General features: G+C 66.8%; 5 protein-coding genes. 3 read left to right on the plus strand and 2 right to left on the minus strand.

Annotated features, from left to right (window positions below):
- A partial coding sequence (locus tag NP3_RS31525) for an acyltransferase family protein (RefSeq protein ID WP_157124686.1) occupies positions 1–1205 on the minus strand: 1205 nt, incomplete at its 3' end.
- Positions 1206–1429: 224 nt separating this feature from the next.
- Between NP3_RS31525 and NP3_RS31530 the strand changes: the two genes are divergently transcribed.
- Positions 1430–1840 carry a hypothetical protein gene (locus NP3_RS31530; protein ID WP_063045310.1) on the plus strand — a complete coding sequence of 137 codons (411 nt, stop codon included), beginning with the start codon at positions 1430–1432 and terminating at the stop codon, positions 1838–1840.
- A 277-nt stretch (positions 1841–2117) separates the two neighbouring features.
- Entirely contained in the window at positions 2118–18539 is a 16422-nt protein-coding gene (locus NP3_RS31535) for a non-ribosomal peptide synthetase (protein WP_063045312.1), read from the plus strand.
- 18 nt (positions 18540–18557) lie between these two features.
- Here the strand turns inward: NP3_RS31535 and NP3_RS31540 are convergent, their stop codons facing one another.
- Positions 18558–19205: a TetR/AcrR family transcriptional regulator gene (locus NP3_RS31540; protein ID WP_063045314.1), complete on the minus strand. Its 648-nt coding sequence runs from the start codon at positions 19203–19205 to the stop codon at positions 18558–18560.
- Between the two features lie 149 nt (positions 19206–19354).
- On the opposite strand from NP3_RS31540, the gene NP3_RS31545 reads away from it, so the two are divergent.
- Positions 19355–20020, plus strand: a complete 666-nt coding sequence (locus tag NP3_RS31545; protein ID WP_084509245.1) for an SRPBCC family protein — start codon at positions 19355–19357, stop codon at positions 20018–20020.
- Positions 20021–20026: the final 6 nt, after the last annotated feature.

The raw sequence follows: 20026 nt of genomic DNA on the forward strand, positions 1-20026 counted from the left end.
AGCAGCATCAGTGCGACAACGCCCGCGACCGCGGTGATCGCGCCGCCACAGGCGAGGCTGCGTGCCGCCGACCCGCGCAACGGGGCGGCGAAGCGAACCGGATTCTCGACCAGCCACAACGTGAGCATGGCGAGTCCGCCTGCCATCATGACCGTGCCCATCGAGCCACCCCGTCCGAGTTGGTGGCCGAGCACGTACGGCGCCAGCAGCAGAACCGGCCAGTGCCACAGATACCAGGAGTACGACACGCGGCCGATCGCCCGCATTACCGGCACCGCCAGTCCGCGGCCGACCCCGAATCGTGTTTCCGCACAGCCCGATACGATCACCAGGGCGGTACCGAGAACGGGCAGCAGGGCCGCGGTGCCCGGATACGGCGTCTTCGCGTTCAGCTGGGTACACGCACCAGCGATCAGGGTCAGACCGATCCATCCGGCTGGGGCGGCGACCGATTTCGGCAACCGGGACCACGCACCGGCCGTCAGCGCGATCATGCCGCCTGCGCCCAGCTCCCAGGCCCGCGTCGGCAGCGAGAAGAACGCCCACGGCGGCAGCGTGTGGGTCCAGGTCAGCGAGATCGCGAAGGAGAGCGTGGCGACGATCGCAAGTACGACCAGGTACGGGAGCACAGCGCCCGATCCGATTCCGCGCCGCCGCGCGAACCACGCCGTACCGGCGATCAGTGCGGGCCACAACAGATAGAACTGCTCCTCCACACCGAGCGACCAGAAGTGCTGAAACGGCGACGGAAGCGTGTCGGCGGCAAGGTAGTCGGTGCCGTGCAGCGCGAGCCGATAGTTCCCCGTGTACAGGGCGCTGGCGATCCCATCGCCCAGGACCTGGCGAGCCTGCAGCGGCGGCAGCAGTATCGCCGCGCCGATCGCCGTGGCAACCACCACGACACCGGCAGCGGGCAGCAGGCGGCGGGCCCGCGCGCCGTAAAATCGGAGCAACCCGATGGTATCGGCGGAAGCCGCTTCCCGCCAAAGGATTCCGGTGACGAGGAATCCGGAAATGACGAAAAAGACGTCGACACCGATGAATCCGCCCCCGAGCCCGGGCGTGTTCGCATGAAAAAGCACAACGGCGAGTACGGCGACTGCTCGTAACCCCTCGATGTCGGGCCGAAATCTCCCGCGCGGTGTCGCATCGGGCGCCTGATCAATCCGCCGATTTATCAATCCGCCGCTCGCCGCCACCGTCATGCGCGGCATTGTTATCGGTATCGCTGGCTAAGTCACGGCAACTCACCGCGCGCCGGGCGTCCGACCTCCATCTTGCGGCACCACAGGCAGATCGAGTTCGGCATCGGAATTTCACTGTGCGCCGAGCACACGGTCGCCTTCGACGCTACTGTGGTCCAGCCCACAATCATGGCCGACTACCGCGCGGGGAAGCGCGGTCCATCCAGGGAAGGCGGACGGCAGCTGTGTCGCGAACGATTCTCTACCCATCCGACGAGTTGATCCGCACCGTGACCGCTACCTTGCTCGGAGCCAACGAGCAGTCGGACTCGACACCCCTGTTTTTCGGCCTCACCCTGGCGGGTCCGGATCAGATCGGTGTTCTCACGCTACCGACATCGGCTGATCCGCCGTTCCAGGATCTGGCGACGCTGGTCTTCTCACGGGCGCCCCGTAAGACGCTGTGGGGGTTCGGATTCCACGCGGAAGCGACCCTGATGCGGACCGCCGACGCACGGGGGAATCTCTGGTCGGCAGCGCGGGAGCGCCCCGGCGCCGATGTCGTGGAAACATTCCGGTCGGCCGATCACGGTGTGCCGGACGATCCGATCGATCGAGAGCTGTGGGTCGCCGCACTGGCTCTCGCAGCGCTCTGAGCAAACGGTGAGCGCCCTCCACCGGATGTGACCCGTGTGGCGTCGCGACCCCAGTGCCTGTGATTTGATAGGGCACAAATACTCCAAAATCGATACCTTCTCGCTTTGTTCGACACTGGTCCGCCAACGGTGTGCCGGGATCCGGCCGGGTTCGTGGGTTTCGGCAAGACCTGTGGGCTCGACGCGAGAGGACTGTAGTACTCGAATGGATAGGGTTCGTCGCACTGTTCGGGGTCGAATTCGCCGCAGATCGAGTAGTCCGCTCTTCACGCAGTTATTGGGGGCCGTAGTCGAATCCGCGGCCGACTCGATCGCGATCCGCTACAACCCGACCGGCGAATCCGCTGATCAGCGCGAACTCACCTACACGGAGCTCGACGAGTCGTCATCGCGATTGGCACGGGAACTGATCGAGCGGGGCGTGGGCCCCGGTGACGTCGTTGCCGTCGGCTTCACTCGCTCGATCGAATCCGTACTGGCCGTATGGGCCATCGCCAAGACCGGTGCGGCATATGTGCCGGTGGACCCCACCCTTCCGCCGGAGCGCAGCGAATACATCGTCGCCGACTCTCGGGCCGTGCTGGGGCTCACCGATTCGACGCATCGGTCGCGGTTCGGCACCGAGATCTACTGGCTCGACATCGATGATCCGCTGCACCGGGAGCGGATCGCGGCACGACCCGCACATCCGATCTCCTATGTCGACCGGGTCGGCACGCCGACCGAACAGCATCCGGCCTATGTCATCTACACCTCCGGCTCCACCGGTCGCCCGAAGGGCGTTGTGGTGACTCACGCAGGTATTGCGATGCTGGTGAACGCTCAGCGGGAGCGCTACGCGATCGATGGCGATTCGCGGGTGCTGCACGTCTGTTCGCCGAACTTCGACGTATCGGTCCTCGAGCTGCTGCTGGCCTTCAGTTCCGGCGCGACGCTCGTGGTAGCCCCGCCGACGGTGTTCGGCGGCGCCGAGTTGGCCGACCTGCTATGTCGTGAGCGTGTCACGCACATGCTGATCACGCCCGCGGCGCTGGAATCGGTCGATCCGGCCGGACTCGACACGCTGCGGGTCGTGGTCGTCGCGGGTGATGCGTTCGGCCCACGGCTGGTCGAGCGGTGGGCGGTCGCCGGACGGTCTTTCTACAACGCTTACGGGCCCACCGAGGCCACCATTCTCGCCACCGGTAGCGCGGAGTTGGTGCCCGGTCAGCCGATCACCATCGGTACCGCCCTGCCGGGTGTCGGTGCGGTGGTGCTCGATTCGCGGTTGCGGCCGGTACCCGCCGAAGTGATCGGCGAACTCTACCTTTCCGGTCCCGCGCTCGCGCAGGGCTACCTGGGACGGGCGGCGCTCACTGCGGAACGATTCGTGGCGAATCCGTTCGGCGGGGAAGGTGGCAACCCCGGCGCGCGGATGTATCGCACCGGCGATCTGGTGCGGCGCCGCGTGGCCGATGGCGCGGTCGAATATCTGGGACGCTCGGATTTCCAGGTCAAGATCCGCGGCCTCCGTATCGAGCCAGGTGAGATCGACGCCGCACTGACCGGTCACCCAGATATCGAATACGCCGCGACGCTCGGCAAGCTCGCGCCCTCCGGTGCGACGGTTCTGGTCTCCTATGTGCTGGCGCGCAACGGCATTTCCCTCGATGCCGGAGAACTCCTGCGCTTCGCCGGAACCGCATTGCCCGGCCATATGGTGCCGTCCGCGATCGTCGCGCTCGATGCGATCCCCTTGTCCGCCAACGGAAAGCTCGATCGGCAGGCCTTGCCCGAGCCGGTGTTCGAGGCGGCGGTGTCGCGGGCCCCGGTGGGCGCCGTCGAATCTCGGCTCGCCGAGTTGTATGCCCAAGTGCTCGGCGTGCGGGTCGGGGCGGAGGATTCGTTCTTCGCTGCCGGTGGAGACAGCATCCTATCGATCCAGTTGGTCTCCCGGGCCCGCGCGGCAGGGATAGTTTTCACCCCCCAAGATGTGTTCGAGCAGCGCACCGTGGCGGGGTTGGCGCGGATCGCGGTTGTCGGTGCCGAACCCACACCGAGGCTCGCGGAGTTGCCCGGCGGCGGTATCGGGGAGATTCCGCTGACACCGGTGCTGGCCGCCCACCTCGTCGGGGGGCGGTCGTTCGGCCGGTTCACCCAGCACATGGTGCTTGCCCTACCCGAGCACATCGACCGGGCGGGTTTGGTCGATGCGCTTGCCGCGGTGCTGGACCACCACGACATGCTGCGCGCACGGCTGTGGTCTGCCGACGGGCAATGGCAGCTGCACACTCTGCCGCCGGGTGCGGTGGACCCGGACGCGCTGCTCACTCGTATCGACGTGCCCGCCGGACTGGACATCGATGAGTTGTGCGGAACCGCCAGTGCGGCAATGGATTCCGCCCTCGACACGCTCGACCCGGCGTCGGCCCGGATGATCGCCTGCACCTGGCTGTCTCGACCGGACGGCCGGGACGCGCTGATCATCGCCGCGCATCACTATGTGATCGACGGCGTGTCGTGGCGAATTCTGATCTCGGACTTGGTGACCGCGTGGGCGCAACGCGACGGGGGGCGCCGGATCGACCTGCCTGGTGTCGGCACGTCGTTCCGGCGGTGGGCGCACGGTCTGGTCGAGGCGGCGACCGCCGCGGACCGCACCAGCGAATTGCCGTACTGGCGGCAGGTTCTGACCGTCGCTGATCCCCTGTTGGGCGCGCGGGCACTCGACCCGGTCGTCGATACAGCGGCCACGGTGCGGCATTTCACCGTCACGGTGCCTTCCGAGTTCACCCATGCGGTGTTGACCGAGTTGCCGAGGCTGTATCGGAGCGGAGTCAACGACGGTCTGCTCGCGGCATTGGCGCTCGCGGTGCGCTCGTGGCGGGCGAAAAGAGGGGTCGATGCCGCGGCCACGCGAATCCGGCTCGAGGGACACGGTCGTGAGGAAACCGCCGTCGCCGGTGCCGACCTGAACCGCACTGTCGGCTGGTTCACCAGCATGTATCCGGTGGCGCTCGATCTGTCCGGCATCGACGCCGATGCCGCATGGAACACCGCCGACGCGACCGCGGCGATGCTCAAGACGGTGAAGGAGCAGCTGCTCGCGGTGCCGGACAAGGGCATCGGTTTCGGCGTGCTGCGTCAGCTGAACACCGATACCGCAGGCGAGCTCGACGGTGCGCTCGGCCAGATCGGTTTCAACTATCTCGGTCGGATTTCCGCAGGCGACGTGCCGGAGGGGCTGACGGATCACAGTTGGCTGCCGACCGCCGACTGGGGCGCCCCGGAAGCCGAGCAGGATCGGGCGATGCCCGCGGCCGCCGTGGTGGATATCAACGCGATCGTCACCGACACCGACGTGGGCGCGCAGATGAGTGCGTCGTTCGCGTACGCGTCCGAGATCCTCGACGAGGCCTCCGTGCGGGAGCTGGCCGAGTACTGGGTGGCCGCACTGACCATGCTTGCCGGACATGTACACGATCCGGCGGCCGGTGGCCTGACTCCGGCGGATGTCCCGCTGGTGCGGACCACCCAGGGTGAACTCGATATCTGGCAGCGGGAGCACCCCGGTCTGGTCGATGTCCTGCCGCTGTCGCCCCTGCAGCTCGGATTGCTTTTCCTGACACAGCTTTCCGACGATGCGGCGGATCCCTATCTGCTGCAGTTGGCGGTGGAGTTGTCCGGCGTGATCGATCTGGATCGCCTTCGACGGGCGGCGCAAGCGATGTTGGATCGGCATGCGATCCTGCGGGCCGCGTTCAGAACTTCGGTCGAGGGCGCCCCGGTCCAGATCGTCGCGGAGGGTCTCGAGGTCCCGTGGCGGATCGTCGACACCTCGGACACCGATCCGGCGTCGCTCCTGGCGGCCGAGGCACGCCTCGGGTTCGATCCGACGGTGGCGCCGCTGCTGCGATTCACGGTGTATCGCACGAACTCCGGACGCGTACATCTGGTGTTGACCGCACATCACATCCTTTTGGATGGCTGGTCGATGCCGTTGCTGATGAAGGAACTACTGGTTTCCTATGCGGCCGACGGTGATTCGACGCCGCTGCCGCGAGTCCGGCCGTATCGGGACTATCTCGCCTGGTTGGCGCGCTACGACCGGGACACCACCCTGCGGACGTGGCGCGCGGCGCTGGCAGATCCGACGCCGACTCGGTTGGCCGCGTCCCTGCCGCCGCCGACGACGTCCGCCGACGGCCACGGAGTTTGCGCCGCCGACCTGTCCCCTGTCGAGACAGCCGAGCTGCTGAGGTTCGCCGCCGCAACCGAGGTCACCGTCAATACGGTGGTCCAGGCGGCGTGGGGTCTGGTGCTCGCGGCGTGTGCCGGAGGCGATGATGTCGTGTTCGGCGCGGTGGTTTCCGGGCGGCCGCCGCAGGTCGACGGGGTCGACGAAATGGTCGGCCTGTTCGCCAATACCGTCCCGGTTCGGGTTCGGTTCGACTCCGATGCGCCGGTGCGGCAACTGCTGATTCGGCTGCAGTCCGAACAGGTTTCGTTGCTCGACTCTCATCACATCGGGCTGGCCGATATTCAGCGCGCAGCTGGTGCGGGTGAGTTGTTCGATTCTCTCGTGGCCTTCGAGTCGTATCCGGTCGACACCGATGGTTTGCGCCAGGCCCACGCGACGATCGACGGACTGGAAGTCGTCGATCTCCAAGGTCGCAACTTCACGCATTATCCGGTGGCTGTCGTGGTCGAGTTGGGGGCTCAGCTGCATGTACAGGTGCAGTACCGGCGCGACATGATCACCACCGCCGCCGCGCAGGCGATCGCCGATCGGTTGCGGGTGCTGATCGGTGAATTCGTTGCGACGCCCGAGCGCACGGCGGCGGAAATCAATCGGTTCTTCGATGATCGCGGCGATCTGATCTCGCAGACGCGCTACTGGCGCACCGCGCTCCAGGGCCTGCCCGATGAGCTGAACCTGCCCGCGGATCGCCCACGTCCCGCGATCCCCTCCCTCGCGGACTCGTGCGTCGAGTTCGAGATCGGTGCGGATCTGTACCACCGGCTATCTCGAGTCGCGCACGACACCACGGTGTTCACCGTCCTGCACGCGACCTTCGCGGTACTGCTTGCGCGACTATCGGGGACCGATGACATCGCGATCGGCACCCCCGCCGAAACCGGCGGATCGGTCAACACGGTCGTCCTGCGCACCAGGGTGCCGGGGGAAATGCCCTTCGACGATCTGCTCGCGCAGGCGAAAGACATTGCCCTACAGGCATTCACACGAGCAGATCTGCCCTTCGACGAGTTGGTGGCACTGCTGGATCCGGTTCGGTCGCACGCACGTCACCCCCTGGTACAGGTGATGTTGTCCGCGGGTGATCGGACTCCCATCGCACGCGGCCCGTTCGATCTGTCCCTACACGTTCGGGAGAACCGAGATAGCGCCCGCATCGTCGCGAACCTGTCCTTCGCGCCCGATCTGTTCGACCGGCGCACCGTGGAGATCTTCGCCGCGCGATTCCTCCGGCTGCTGGCCGCCGCGGTGCACCGCCCTGGGGACCCGATCGGTGACCTGCCGTTCCTCGGCGACGACGAACTGGCCCTGCTGACCCGGGTCCACGTCGGCGGGCGGGCGCCCCGGTTGCTGCCTGATCTGCTGACTCGTGGCGTCGCGTTGGGCCGGGACCGGATTGCGGTGCGATACCAGGGTCGATCGATCAGTTACGGCGAACTCGACGACCAATCGTCTCGATTGGCGCGAGTCCTGATCGATCGAGGTGTCGGTCCCGAACTGCCGGTCGCGGTGTCACTGCCCCGTTCCTACGAGATGGTGCTGGCCGCCGTCGCGATCGCCAAGGCCGGTGGTGCGCACCTGCCGGTCGACCCGGCTCACCCCGCGCATCGGATGCGGCACATGTTGACCGATTCCGGTGCGGCCCTGGGCATTACCGCGTCCGACCAGGTCGATCGGCTACCCGATGCGGTGGATTGGCTGGTGCTGGATGCACCGGCGACGGCGGTGTTGTGCGCAAGCAAGTCCGCCGACACGATCACCGATGCCGAGCGGATCGCGCCGTTACGGACACAACATCCGGCATACGTGATCTATACCTCGGGCTCGACGGGCCTGCCCAAGGGGGTCGCCGTAACCCATGACGGGTTGAGCGATCTGGTCGATCACTCGGTCGGCCAGTACTGTCTCGAGCCGCACCACCGGTACCTGCATATCTGTTCGCCGAGTTTCGATCCGTCGGTGATGGAATGGATGTGCGCGTTCTCGGTGGGGGCGACGTTGGTGGTCGTGCCGTCGGATGTCATGGGTGGACCGGAACTCGGCGAGTTGCTGCGGACCGAGGAGGTGACGCACACGATCATCACCCCGGCGGTGCTCGGCACGGTCGATCCGGTCGGTGTCGACCGGATGGAAGTGCTGTTCGTGGGTGGGGATGTGCTGACCCCGGAGCTGTTGGCCAAGTGGCAGCCGGGCCGCCGGTTGTTCAACGCGTACGGTCCGACCGAGGCGACCGTGATGTCGTCGAATGTGGAACTGGTTGCGGGGCAGCACATCACGATCGGTAAGCCGGTTCTGGGTAGTTCGGCGTACGTGCTGGATTCGCGGTTGAATCCGGTACCGCCCGGGGTTACGGGTGAGTTGTATCTGGCGGGCACCGCGTTGGCTCGTGGCTACTGGAACCGCGCCGGGTTGTCCGCGCAGCGGTTTGTCGCCAATCCCTGGGGTGGGCCGGGTTCGCGGATGTATCGCACGGGCGACCTCGTGCGCTGGTACGCGGCACCGGAGCAGCGAGCGGGGAATCTCGCCGTCGCGTCGGCGGATTGGCAGCTCGACTATGTCGGTCGCGCTGACTTCCAGGTGAAGGTCCGTGGTTTCCGAATCGAGCTAGGCGAGATCGATGCCGTGCTCGGCCGACATGCCGATATCGATTTCGTTGTCACGCTTGGTCGCGAGATGCCCGGTGGTGCAACGGCATTGGTGTCATATGTGCAGGCGGCGCAGGGCCGGGTGGTGGATCCGGCCGGGCTGCGGGAGTATGCGGCCGGGATCCTGCCGTCGCATATGGTGCCTGCGGCGATTGTGGTCGTGGACCGGGTTCCGTTGACTTCGAACGGAAAGCTGGACCGTAAAGCGTTGCCGGAGCCGGTGTTCCCGACGGCGGTGTCGCGGGCTCCGGTCGGCGCGGTGGAGTCGCGGCTCGCCGAACTCTTCGCTCAGGTGCTGGGTATGGAGCGGGTCGGGGTGGACGATTCGTTCTTCGCGGTCGGCGGTGACAGCATCATGTCGATCCAGTTGGTGTCGCGGGCCAAGGCGGCGGGGATGCTGTTCACCGCGCGGGATGTGTTCGAGCAGAAGACAGTCGCGAGGTTGGCTCGGGTTGCCGTGGTCGGTGCGGAGTCGGCGGCGGTTCTCGCGGAGTTGCCCGGCGGCGGTGTCGGCGCGGTTCCGTTGACTCCGGTACTTGCCTGGTTCCTCGCCAACGGTTCGTTCGGCCGATTCGCGCAGAGCATGGTGCTCGGATTGCCGGAGGCGATCGATCGCGCGGGTGTGGTGGCCACTGTCGGCGCGGTGCTCGATCATCATGATGTGCTGCGCTCGCGCGTGTGGCAGGCGGACGGCTCGTGGCGGTTCGAGGTGTTGGCGCGTAACACCATCGAGGCCGACGCGCTGGTCGCCGAGGTCGAGGTGCCCGCGGGGGTCGACGAGGCCGAGCTGAATCGAATCGCTAACGCGGCCATGGATTCCGCGTTGGCGACGCTGGATCCCGCTGCGGGCCGGATGATCGCGTGCACGTGGCTGCGCAGACCCGATGCGCGCGATGTTGTCGCCGTCGCGGTCCATCACTACGCGATCGATGGTGTGTCGTGGCGCATTCTCATTCCGGATCTGGTGCTCGCGTGGGCACAGCGCAGCGCCGGGCAGCCGGTGGCTTTGCCCGCCGTCGGCACCTCCTTACGGCGATGGGCGCACGCCTTGGTGGAAGCGGCCGCCACACCGGAGCGTGCCGAGGAACTCGGCTATTGGCAGCGGGTGCTGGCCACGCCTGATCCACTGTTCGGCACGCGTGCGCTGGACCCGGTCGCCGATACTTTCCAAACCCGGGGTGTGTTCGATATCCGGGTTCCGGTCGAGGTAGCCGACGCTGTGCTCACCAAGGTTCCCGCGCTGTACCAGGGTGGCGCCAACGACAGTCTGCTCGCCGCGCTCGCCATGGCGGTGCGTTCCTGGCGGGCGCGGCGCGGCATCGATAGTCCGGTCACTCGGCTGCGGCTCGAGGGGCACGGTCGCGAGGAAGACGCGGTGCCCGGCGCTGACCTGACTCGCACCGTGGGTTGGTTCACCAGCATCAGTCCGGTGGCCATCGACCTGTCCGGAATCGACACCGAAGCGGCCCTCGCCGGTGGCGAGGTGACCGCCGCGGTGCTGAAATCGGTGAAGGAGCAACTGCTTTCGGTGCCGGGTCGAGGCATCGGTTTCGGCCTGCTTCGGCATCTGAATCCGGACACCGCCGACGCGCTGGCCGGTGATCTGGGGCAGATCGGTTTCAACTACCTCGGCCGTGTCTCCGCGGGTGCGGTGCCCGACGGCCGCTCGGACTGGCTTCCGACCGGAGAGCTGGGAACCATTGCCGCAGAGCCGAATCCGGACCTGCCGCTGTCCGCGGTGATCGACATCAACACGATCGTCAGCGATACCGCGGATGGCCCGCGGATGGTGGCGTCGTTCGCCTTCGCCGCCGCGATCATCGACGAGGCGGCGGTGCGGGAGCTGGCCGAAGACTGGCTGGCCGCGCTCACCGCGATTGCCGACCACACGAAGGATCCGGCCGCCGGTGGTCTGACTCCGTCGGATGTGCCGCTGGTGCGGGTCTCTCAGGTCGAGCTGGACCAGTGGCGGCGGAACCATCCCGGACTGTCGGATGTGCTGCCACTGTCACCGCTGCAGAATTCGCTGCGGGTGCTCATCGAGCTACTGGACGGTTCGGTCGACGCCTACATAATCCAGCTGGCGGCGACGCTGACGGGCGAGCTGGACATGGTCCGATTGCGCCGAGCCGCGCAGACCATTCTGGACCGGCACGCGAACCTGCGATCGGCCTTCGTACCCACGGCCGACGGGACGTCGGTGCAGCTGGTCATGGACGGGGTCGAGATGCCGTGGCAGGTTGTCGACGGCGTATCCGAGGCCGAGCTGCCGGAACTGCTGGTCGCCGAGCGGCGACGCGGATTCGATCCGGCGGTGGCGCCGCTGCTGCGATTCACGGTGTACACCAACGACTCCGGGCACCATGAACACAGCCATCTCGTATTGACCGGACACCACATCCTGCTCGACGGCTGGTCGATGCCGCTGTTGATGAAGGAGCTGCTTGTCCTGTACGCGACCGGCGGCGACCCGTCACCGCTCGCACCGATCCGGCCCTACCGCGACTACCTGCGGTGGCTCGCGCAGCAAGACCGGGAGGCCGCGGTACGCGCCTGGTCGGACGTGTTGACCGGCGCCACCGCGACCATGCTCGCCCCTGAACTGGCGTGGCCCGCGGCGACCGGCGACGGGTTCGGCGTCTGTGAATTCGATCTGTCGACCGCACAGACCGCGGCGCTCACGGCGTACGCGGCTACGGCCGAGGTCACCGCCAATACGGTGATACAGGCGGCGTGGGGTCTGGTCATCGCCGGTAGCACCGGACGCGACGATGTGGTCTTCGGCGCGACCGTCTCGGGCAGACCGCCGCAACTCGACGGTATCGGCGACATGATCGGACTGTTCGTGGATGCCATCCCGGTACGGATCCGGTTCGATCGAGACACGACAGTGCGGGCCCTGCTGGCGGGTTTGCAGGGCGAGCAAGCGTCGCTGTTGGACCATCACCACCTCGGACTCGGCGCGATCCAACGCGTCGCCGGGCTGAACTCACCCGCCGCGCCGACTTCGCAAGCTCCATCGGCTGGCGTCCCGCATGACGAACTGTTCGACACGATGCTGGTCTTCGAGTCCTACCCGGTCGACGCCGAGGGGCTGCAGCAGGCGGGCGGCGCCATCGACGGATTGCGGATCGAGCAGATGCGCGGGGCCGACTTCACGCACTATCCGATCACCGTTGTGGTCTTCCTGGATACCCGGACGCTGGTGCAGGTGAAGTACCGGCGCGATGTCGTCGCCGACGAGACGGCACAGGCCGTGGCCGATCGGCTGCGCCGCGTGCTCGGTGATCTGCCCGCGACACCGGGCCGTACCGCGGCCGATATCGCGCTGCTGTGCGACACCGTATCGGACGACCCGATCACCAGGTCTCGCTACTGGCGCACCGCATTGGCGGGCCTGCCCGATCGGCTGGAGCTGCCGACGGACCGACCACGCACGGCGCTGCGGTCCGATGTCCGTGGGCGGGTGGAGTTCTCGGTACCCGACGAGGTGCACCTGGGACTCCGGCAGCTCGCGCGCACGGCGGGCGTGACATGGACCGCGGTGGTGCACACGGCATTGGCGGTAGTGCTCGCGCGACTATCGGGCTCCGACGACATCGCGATCGGCACCCCGACGCCAGGCGACCGCCGTGCCGAGTTGGTGCTGCGCACCCGCGTGGATCGAGCCGCGCGCTTCGCCGACCTCCTACCGCAGGTACACCAGCGTGAACTGCATGCGTTCACGCACGCGGGTATTCCGGTCGACGAATTGGTCGATCTGTTGGGAGCGCGGTGGTCGCCGGATCGCCATCCCCTGTTCCAGGTGGCTCTATCGTTCCAGCATCCGCCGGATGCGGTCGGGGATCTGGCACTGGCGATCTCGCCCCCGAATGGCGATTCGGACCGGATGCGCGGCGAGATGTCTTTCGCGCGTGATCTTTTCGACGACGGTACGGCGGAGATGTTCGCCCGGCGCTTCCTTCGGGTGCTGGCGGCGGTCGTGGACGAGCCCGCGACGCGGGTGCGCGATCTGCCGCTGTTGGTCGGCGACGAGTACGAGTGGCTGACCCGGATGGGCGGCGGCGCCCCGGCTACCGTCGGGATGCTGCCGGATCTGCTGACCCGGGGAGTCGGTTTCGGGCGCGATCGGGTCGCGGTGCGCGACGCGGGGCGGGCATACACCTACGGTGAAATCGACGAACTGTCGTCGCGTCTGGCGCGCGTACTGATCGATCGAGGTGTCGCGCCGGAGACGGTGGTGGCGCTGGTAATGCGACGTTCGTACGAGATGATCGCCGCGGTATGGGCGGTCGCCAAGGCGGGTGGCGCTTATCTGCCGGTCGATCCGAGCTATCCGGTGGACCGGGTGCGGCACATGGTGGCCGATTCCGGTGCGGTGGTGGGCATTACGGTCGCTGAGCACGCGGATCTACCCGACACGGTGGACTGGCTGGTGTTCGACGATCCCGCGGTGCTCGCACGCTGCGCCGCCCACTCGGCGGCCGCGGTGACCGACGCGGACCGTTGTGCCCCGCTGCGGATGTCGCATCCGGCCTATGTGATCTACACGTCGGGTTCAACGGGATTGCCCAAGGGGGTCGCCGTCACCCACGCCGGGCTCGGTGGACTCGTCGGCCACACGGTCGACATGCTCGGACTCGAGCCGCGACATCGGATGCTGCACGTGTGTTCGCCGAGTTTCGACCAATCGGTCGAGGAGTGGTCCAGTGCGTTCTACAGCGGTGCCACCCTGGTGATCGCCGCACCGGATATCGTCGGCGGCACCGAACTTCGTGACCTGCTGCGTGGCGAACGGGTGACGCATACGATCATCACCCCGGCGCTGCTCGGCACTGTTGATCCCGCCGACCTGGACGACCTGGCGGTGGTGTCCGCAGGAGGCGAGGCCACCACTCCCGAACTCCTCGCCAGATGGCAGCCGGGTCGCCGCTTCATCAACGGATACGGTCCGACCGAGGCGACGATCGGCGCCACCTATACGACTCTGCTTGCGGGACAACGGGTGACGATCGGCCGTCCGATACCCGGCGGGTGGGCGGCGGTGCTCGATGAGCGGTTGCACCCGGTGCCCGCGGGTGTCACCGGTGAGTTGTATCTGGCGGGCCCGGCACTCGCCCGCGGCTATCACGGGCGGTCCGGCTCGACCTCGGAACGTTTCGTCGCGAATCCGTGGGGTCGGCCTGGCGACCGGATGTACCGGACCGGCGATCTGGTCCGCTGGGTCGAGGTACCGAATGCCACGGCTACCGGTTGGGAATTGGAGTACCTGGGCCGCACGGACTTCCAGGTGAAGATCCGTGGCTTCCGCATCGAACTCGGGGAGATCGACGCGGTGCTCGCCGCGCACCCCGACGTGGACTACGCGGTGACCCTCGGGCGCGAAAACCCCAGCGGGGATACGATTCTGGTGTCGTATGTAATGGGCAGATCGCTGGATCCGGATCAGCTGGCGCGGTGGGCAGCGCGAAGCCTGCCGTCGCATATGGTTCCCGCGTCGGTCGTGGTGCTCGACGAGATCCCATTGACCGCGGTCGGCAAACTCGACCGAAGTGCCCTCCCCGAACCGCAGTTCGCGGCGCGCACCTACCGGGAACCGTCGACGGTGGCGGAACAGGCCGTGGCCGGTATCTTCGCCGAGGTACTCGGCATCGAGCGGGTCGGCGCAGACGACAATTTCTTCGAGCTGGGCGGCAATTCGCTGCTCGCCACGCGGGTGACCGCTCGCCTCGGCATGACCCTGGATGCACGGGTTCCGGTGCGTGTGCTGTTCGCCGCGCCCACCGTCGCGGGTTGTGCGCGAGAGGTGGCTGAGCTCACCGGTACCGGGAGTCGCCGCGCCCCGGTAGCGGGCCAACGGCCGGAACGAATTCCGCTCTCGCCCGCACAGCAACGGATGTGGTTTCTCAACAGGTTCGATACCGAGTCGACCGCATACAACATTCCTGTCGCGATCCGCCTGACCGGCGATCTGGATGTCGCCGCGCTGGGGCAGGCCTTCACCGATGTCGTTGTGCGCCACGAGATCCTGCGAACCATATATCCGCAGCCAGCGGATGCGGCGGATCCGGTGCAGGTCATCCTGCCTCCCGGTCACTCGGAAGTACCGCAGCTGGAAGTCCGGACCGTCGATGCCGCCGAGGTGGAATCAGCTGTGCTGGAACTGGTTTCGACAACGACCTTCGACGTGACCGCCGAGGTGCCCGTCCGCGCCGTGCTGTTCCGGGTCGCGGACGCCGAATTCGTGCTGGCCATGGTCGTCGACCACATCGCGGGTGACGGCTACTCCGGTGGCCCGCTCACTCGTGATCTGGCGTCGGCATACGCGGCTCGTGCGCTGGGCCAGGCCCCGGATTGGTCGCCGCTGGCCGTGCAGTACGCGGATTACACGCTGTGGCACCGTGCGCTGCTCGGCAGTGCGGACCAGCCGGGGTCGATGGCGGCCGAGCAGATCGCCTACTGGCGGCGAACCCTCGCCAACCTGCCGGATCAGCTGGAGTTACCGACAGACCGGCCCCGGCCTGCGGTGCAGTCGTTCGCAGGCGGCCGAGTGGAGTTGCACATCGACGCGCGTGCGCATGCGGCGTTGGCGGGGCTGGCACGAGCCGAGGGCGCGACGCTGTTCATGGTTGTGCATACCGCGCTGGCGGTGTTGCTGGCTCGCTTGTCCGGCGCCGACGATATCGCGATCGGTACACCGATAGCGGGCCGGGGCGAGGCGGTGCTGGACGATCTGATCGGCATGTTCGTCAACACCCTGGTGTTCCGTACCCAGGTTGATGCGGCTGCGGGTTTCACGGAGTTGCTTGCGCGGCAACGTGATACCGACGTCCAAGCCTTCGCCCATGCCGATGTGCCGTTCGAGCAATTGGTCGAAGTGCTCAATCCGGTGCGCTCGACGGCGCGTCATCCGCTGTTCCAGGTCGGGCTGTCGTTCCAGAATCTGGCCCCGGCCAGGATGGAGTTGCCGGGCTTGACCGTCACGGCGTTGGCACCGGATCGGCAGCTGTCGCAGTTCGATCTGCATGTGATCATGGCCGACAGCTATGACGAGGACGGTGTGCCGACGGGTATCGGCGGCTTCTTCACCTACGCCGCGGATCTGTTCGACGAGTCGACGGTGCGGAGTTTCGTGGACCGGTTCGTGCGGGTCCTCGATGCCGTGATCGCGGATCCACAGGTTCCGGTCGGTGCCATCGATCTGCTCGCGACCGAAGAAAGCACACGGATCCTCAGAGCGTGGAACGACACGGCGCACCAGGTGAATACGGCCGCCACTTTGGCGTCGCTGCTCGACGAGACTGTCGCTGCCACACCGGAGTCCACGGCGCTGATCACCGCCAACGGTACTCGGATCACCTACGGTGAGCTCGATGGACGCGTGAACAAGGTTGCGCGGTACTTGATTTCGTCGGGTGTGGGCCCGGAGTCGCGGGTGGCGTTGGCCATTCGGCGTTCGGTGGATCTGGTCGTCGCGATGTATGCCGTGAGCAAGGCCGGTGGGGTGTACGTGCCGGTCGATCCGGACCAACCCGCGCAGCGTACCGACTACATGCTGGAGACGGCGGCACCGGTATGTGTGCTGACGAATGCCGATGCGGATTTCGGAACCTCCGCTGCGCCGGTGGTGCTGATGGATCGACTGGACCTGTCCTCGGTGGACGCGGCCCCGATCACCGACCCAGAGCGGATCGCGCCGTTGCGCGCCGGGCACGCGGCCTATGTGATCTTCACATCGGGTTCCACGGGTCGCCCGAAGGGGGTCGCGGTCACGCACGGTGCAATTGTCAACCAGTTGCTCTGGAAGACGGCGCAATTCGGATTGACCGCCGATGACGCGGTGTTGCTGAAGACGGCGGCGACGTTCGATTTGTCGGTGTGGGAATTCTGGTCGGCCGCGGCGTGCGGCGGCCGACTGGTAATCGCCGCGCCGGACGGCCACCGCGACCCGGCATACCTGAACGAGCTGATGTCCCGTGCAGGCGTGACCACGCTGCACACGGTGCCGTCGATGTTGGACGCATTGCTGACGGGGCGGCTGCCGGACTCGTTGCGCCAGGTGCTGGCGATCGGTGAGACCCTGCCTGCCGCGCTGGCGCGCCGATTCGCTGCGGCGGCGCCGGATGCGCTGCTCTACAACCTCTACGGTCCGACGGAGGCGGCGGTATCGATCACCAGCCATCAGGTGGGCAGGTTCGATGAGCTAGCCGTGCCGATCGGCAGACCCGCGTGGAATAGTCAGGTGTACGTGCTGGATTCGCGCTTGCGCCCGGTTCCAGTCGGCGTCGCCGGTGAGTTGTACTTGGCCGGAGGACAGTTGGCGCGCGGCTACTTCGGTCGCGCTGACCTGACGGCGGATCGTTTCGTCGCCAACCCGTTCCAGCCGGGTGCCCGGATGTATCGCACCGGTGATCTGGTGGCATGGAATACCGAGGGCGAGCTCGACTATCGGGGCCGTACCGATTTCCAGGTCAAGATCCGTGGCTTCCGCATCGAACTCGGCGAGATCGACGCCGTACTGGCCACCCACGCGGAAGTGGATTTCGCCATCACGATCGGCAGGGAGAATTCCGCTGGGGCAACGGCTCTGGTGTCGTACGTGGTGACCGCCGAGGACCGGGTGATCGATCCGGATCGGCTGATCCGCTGGGCCGCATGGACCCTGCCGTCGCATATGGTTCCCGCGGCGATCGTGGTACTCGACGACGTCCCGTTGACCCAGGTCGGCAAACTCGATCGCGCGGCGCTGCCCGAACCGGAACTCGGGACCCGCGCCTTCCGCGCACCGACGACAGCGCTCGAGACCATGGTCTGCGAGATTTTCGCGGATGTACTGCGTCTGGATCGCATCGGATTGGATGACAACTTCTTCGAACTCGGCGGCAATTCACTGATCGCGACCAAGCTGACAGCTCGGTTGAGCGAGGCGATGGCCGAAACGATTCCGGTGATGTGGGCGTTCACCGCCCCTACCCCCGCTGGCATCGTCGCGGAGTTGCGTGCGCGCGGCGCAGCGGGAGCCGGTACCGACGCGGCATTCGATGTGCTGTTGCCGCTGCGGGTTTCCGGCACCGCCGAGCCGCTGTTCTGCATCCATCCGATCGGGGGCATCGCGTGGTCGTTCGCCGGGCTGGCCGCCCATCTCGATGCGGATCGGCCGATTTACGGACTGCAGTCACCCGCGCTGAGTTCGGCGGACGCCCTGCCGGATTCGATCGAGGATTGGGCGCGGCACTACGTCAAACACGTGCGTGAGGTGCAACCGGAGGGGCCCTATCACCTGCTCGGCTGGTCACTCGGCGGTGTGCTCGCGCATGCCATGGCCGTCCAACTCCAAGACGAAGGCGCGCAGGTGGCGCTGCTGGGCATGATGGACAGTCGACTACTCGACATCGGCGCCGGATCCAAACTCGCGGGGGTCAAGGTTACGGTGCCAGAACTGCTCGGTGGACTACTCGGCCCTCGAGCCGCGGAATTCGGCCTGGACGAAACGGTGGAATTGTCCGAGCTGGCACAGCGATTGAGCACGCTCCCCGAGCCGTTCGCATCCTTCGGGGCCGCGCGGATCGAACGGGTCGTGGCCGCGGCGATCGACTCGGCGGCTCTCGACGCGGCATATCGTGCGCGGTCCTTCGATGGCGACGTCGTCTATTTCACTGCGGCCCACGACGATCCGACGGGTTCCGTCTGCGCCGCGACCTGGACTGCCGCGGTGACCGGTACCGTGCACAACCACCCGGTGGCCACCACACACTGGCGGATGACCACCGATGCGGCGCTCCGGCGTATCGCGGAGGTCCTGCACGAGTGGTTGTGACACACTGCCGCGGCGTGGTCACTGTGTGATGAGAGTGTCGAGTTCGTCGGCGAACAGCAGGTCCGGGTCGAATTCCATTCCGGTGAAATGCCCGGCGAGTTCGAGGGAGAGGACGCCGTGCAGCCGGGTCCAGAAGGACACCGCTCGGCGCAGGGTTGTGGTCGGTACCGAGTCGTCGGCGGCCCATCGGCGATGGTGTTCGAGGTGGGTGTCGAACGGTGTCGTACGTGGGTCCGGGGGCAGCGCGGAGAATGCCTCGATCAACGTCGTCATGATCTCGTTCGAGATCTCGGTGGTGTCGTCGGGTGCGTGGTAGCCGGGGACGGGCGTGCCGTAGATGAGGAAGTATCGCTGTGGGTCGGCCAAGGCCCACTCCCGTAGCGCGTAGGCAAGTCCGGCCAGGTCGGCGCCGGAGTCCCGGGCCGTGCGCAAGGTGTCGGCGAGGCTGCGGTAGGCGTCGCGAATGAGTTCGGTGATCAGTTCGTCGCGGCTGGCGAAGTACCGGTACAGAGCGGGGCCGCTCATGCCCACCTGTTTGGCGATGGCGTTGAGCGACAGCGCGGACGCGCCCGCCGTGGCGATCTGCTGCCAGGCGCACTGCTTGATCTCCGCCCGCATCTGCATCCGATAGCGCTCCCGCGGGCTCTTCGCACCTGGGTTTGCCATGGACCGCTCCCTTCCCGGCTACACGCCACACTCTTTGGTTAGAAGGTATCACTTTTGCTCTTGCTTCTCACCGCGCGGGCGTTATAACCTCTAACCATTGCAATATATGCTCACCAATTCATGGGAGCCCGTCGCTGAGGAGTACAACCATGAACGACACTCGCCTGTCCAGCGCCCCGAAGGCGCACGCCGAGTCCGGCACCATCCGTCGCCGCGGACGGGCCGCTCTGCTCGGGATCGCCTTGTCCGCCGCATTCCTGAGCGCCACCGTCACCTCTGCGCATGCCGACGGCCCGGCCGAGTCGGCTCCGCTGACCTGCGAGGGCGCGGGCATCGACGCGGCCGCGCCGATTCATTACCGGACCGAGGCCCTGATCAAAGCGCCCCTGGACGTGGTCTGGAATCTGCAGACCGATCTAGCACGCTGGTCCTCATGGCAAAAGCCGGTCACCAGCATCGAGCGTCTGGATTCGGGGCCGCTGCAAGCTGGTTCGCAGTTCCGATGGACCACTCCTGCCCCCGCCACCGCCACGACCCCCGCGACCACCCTGACAATCACCTCCACCGTCCAGCAGCTGCAACCCTCTCGGTGCATCCGCTGGAGCGGACCGGCGATCGGTGATGGGATGCGCATCGACGGCGGAATTCATGTCTGGACCTTCACCCCGGTGGACGGCGGCGTCCTGGTGCGCACCGAGGAGAACTGGCACGGAGCACAGGTCGAAGCGGACGTGCCGACCTCCACCCACTTTCTCGGTGCCGGTCTCGAAGCCTGGCTGGCCGACCTGCGGACCGCTGCGGAAACACAGCGCTGACGGTTA

Source organism: Nocardia pseudovaccinii NBRC 100343 (genome assembly GCF_001613225.1).
GTDB classification, from domain to species: Bacteria; Actinomycetota; Actinomycetes; order Mycobacteriales; family Mycobacteriaceae; genus Nocardia; species Nocardia pseudovaccinii.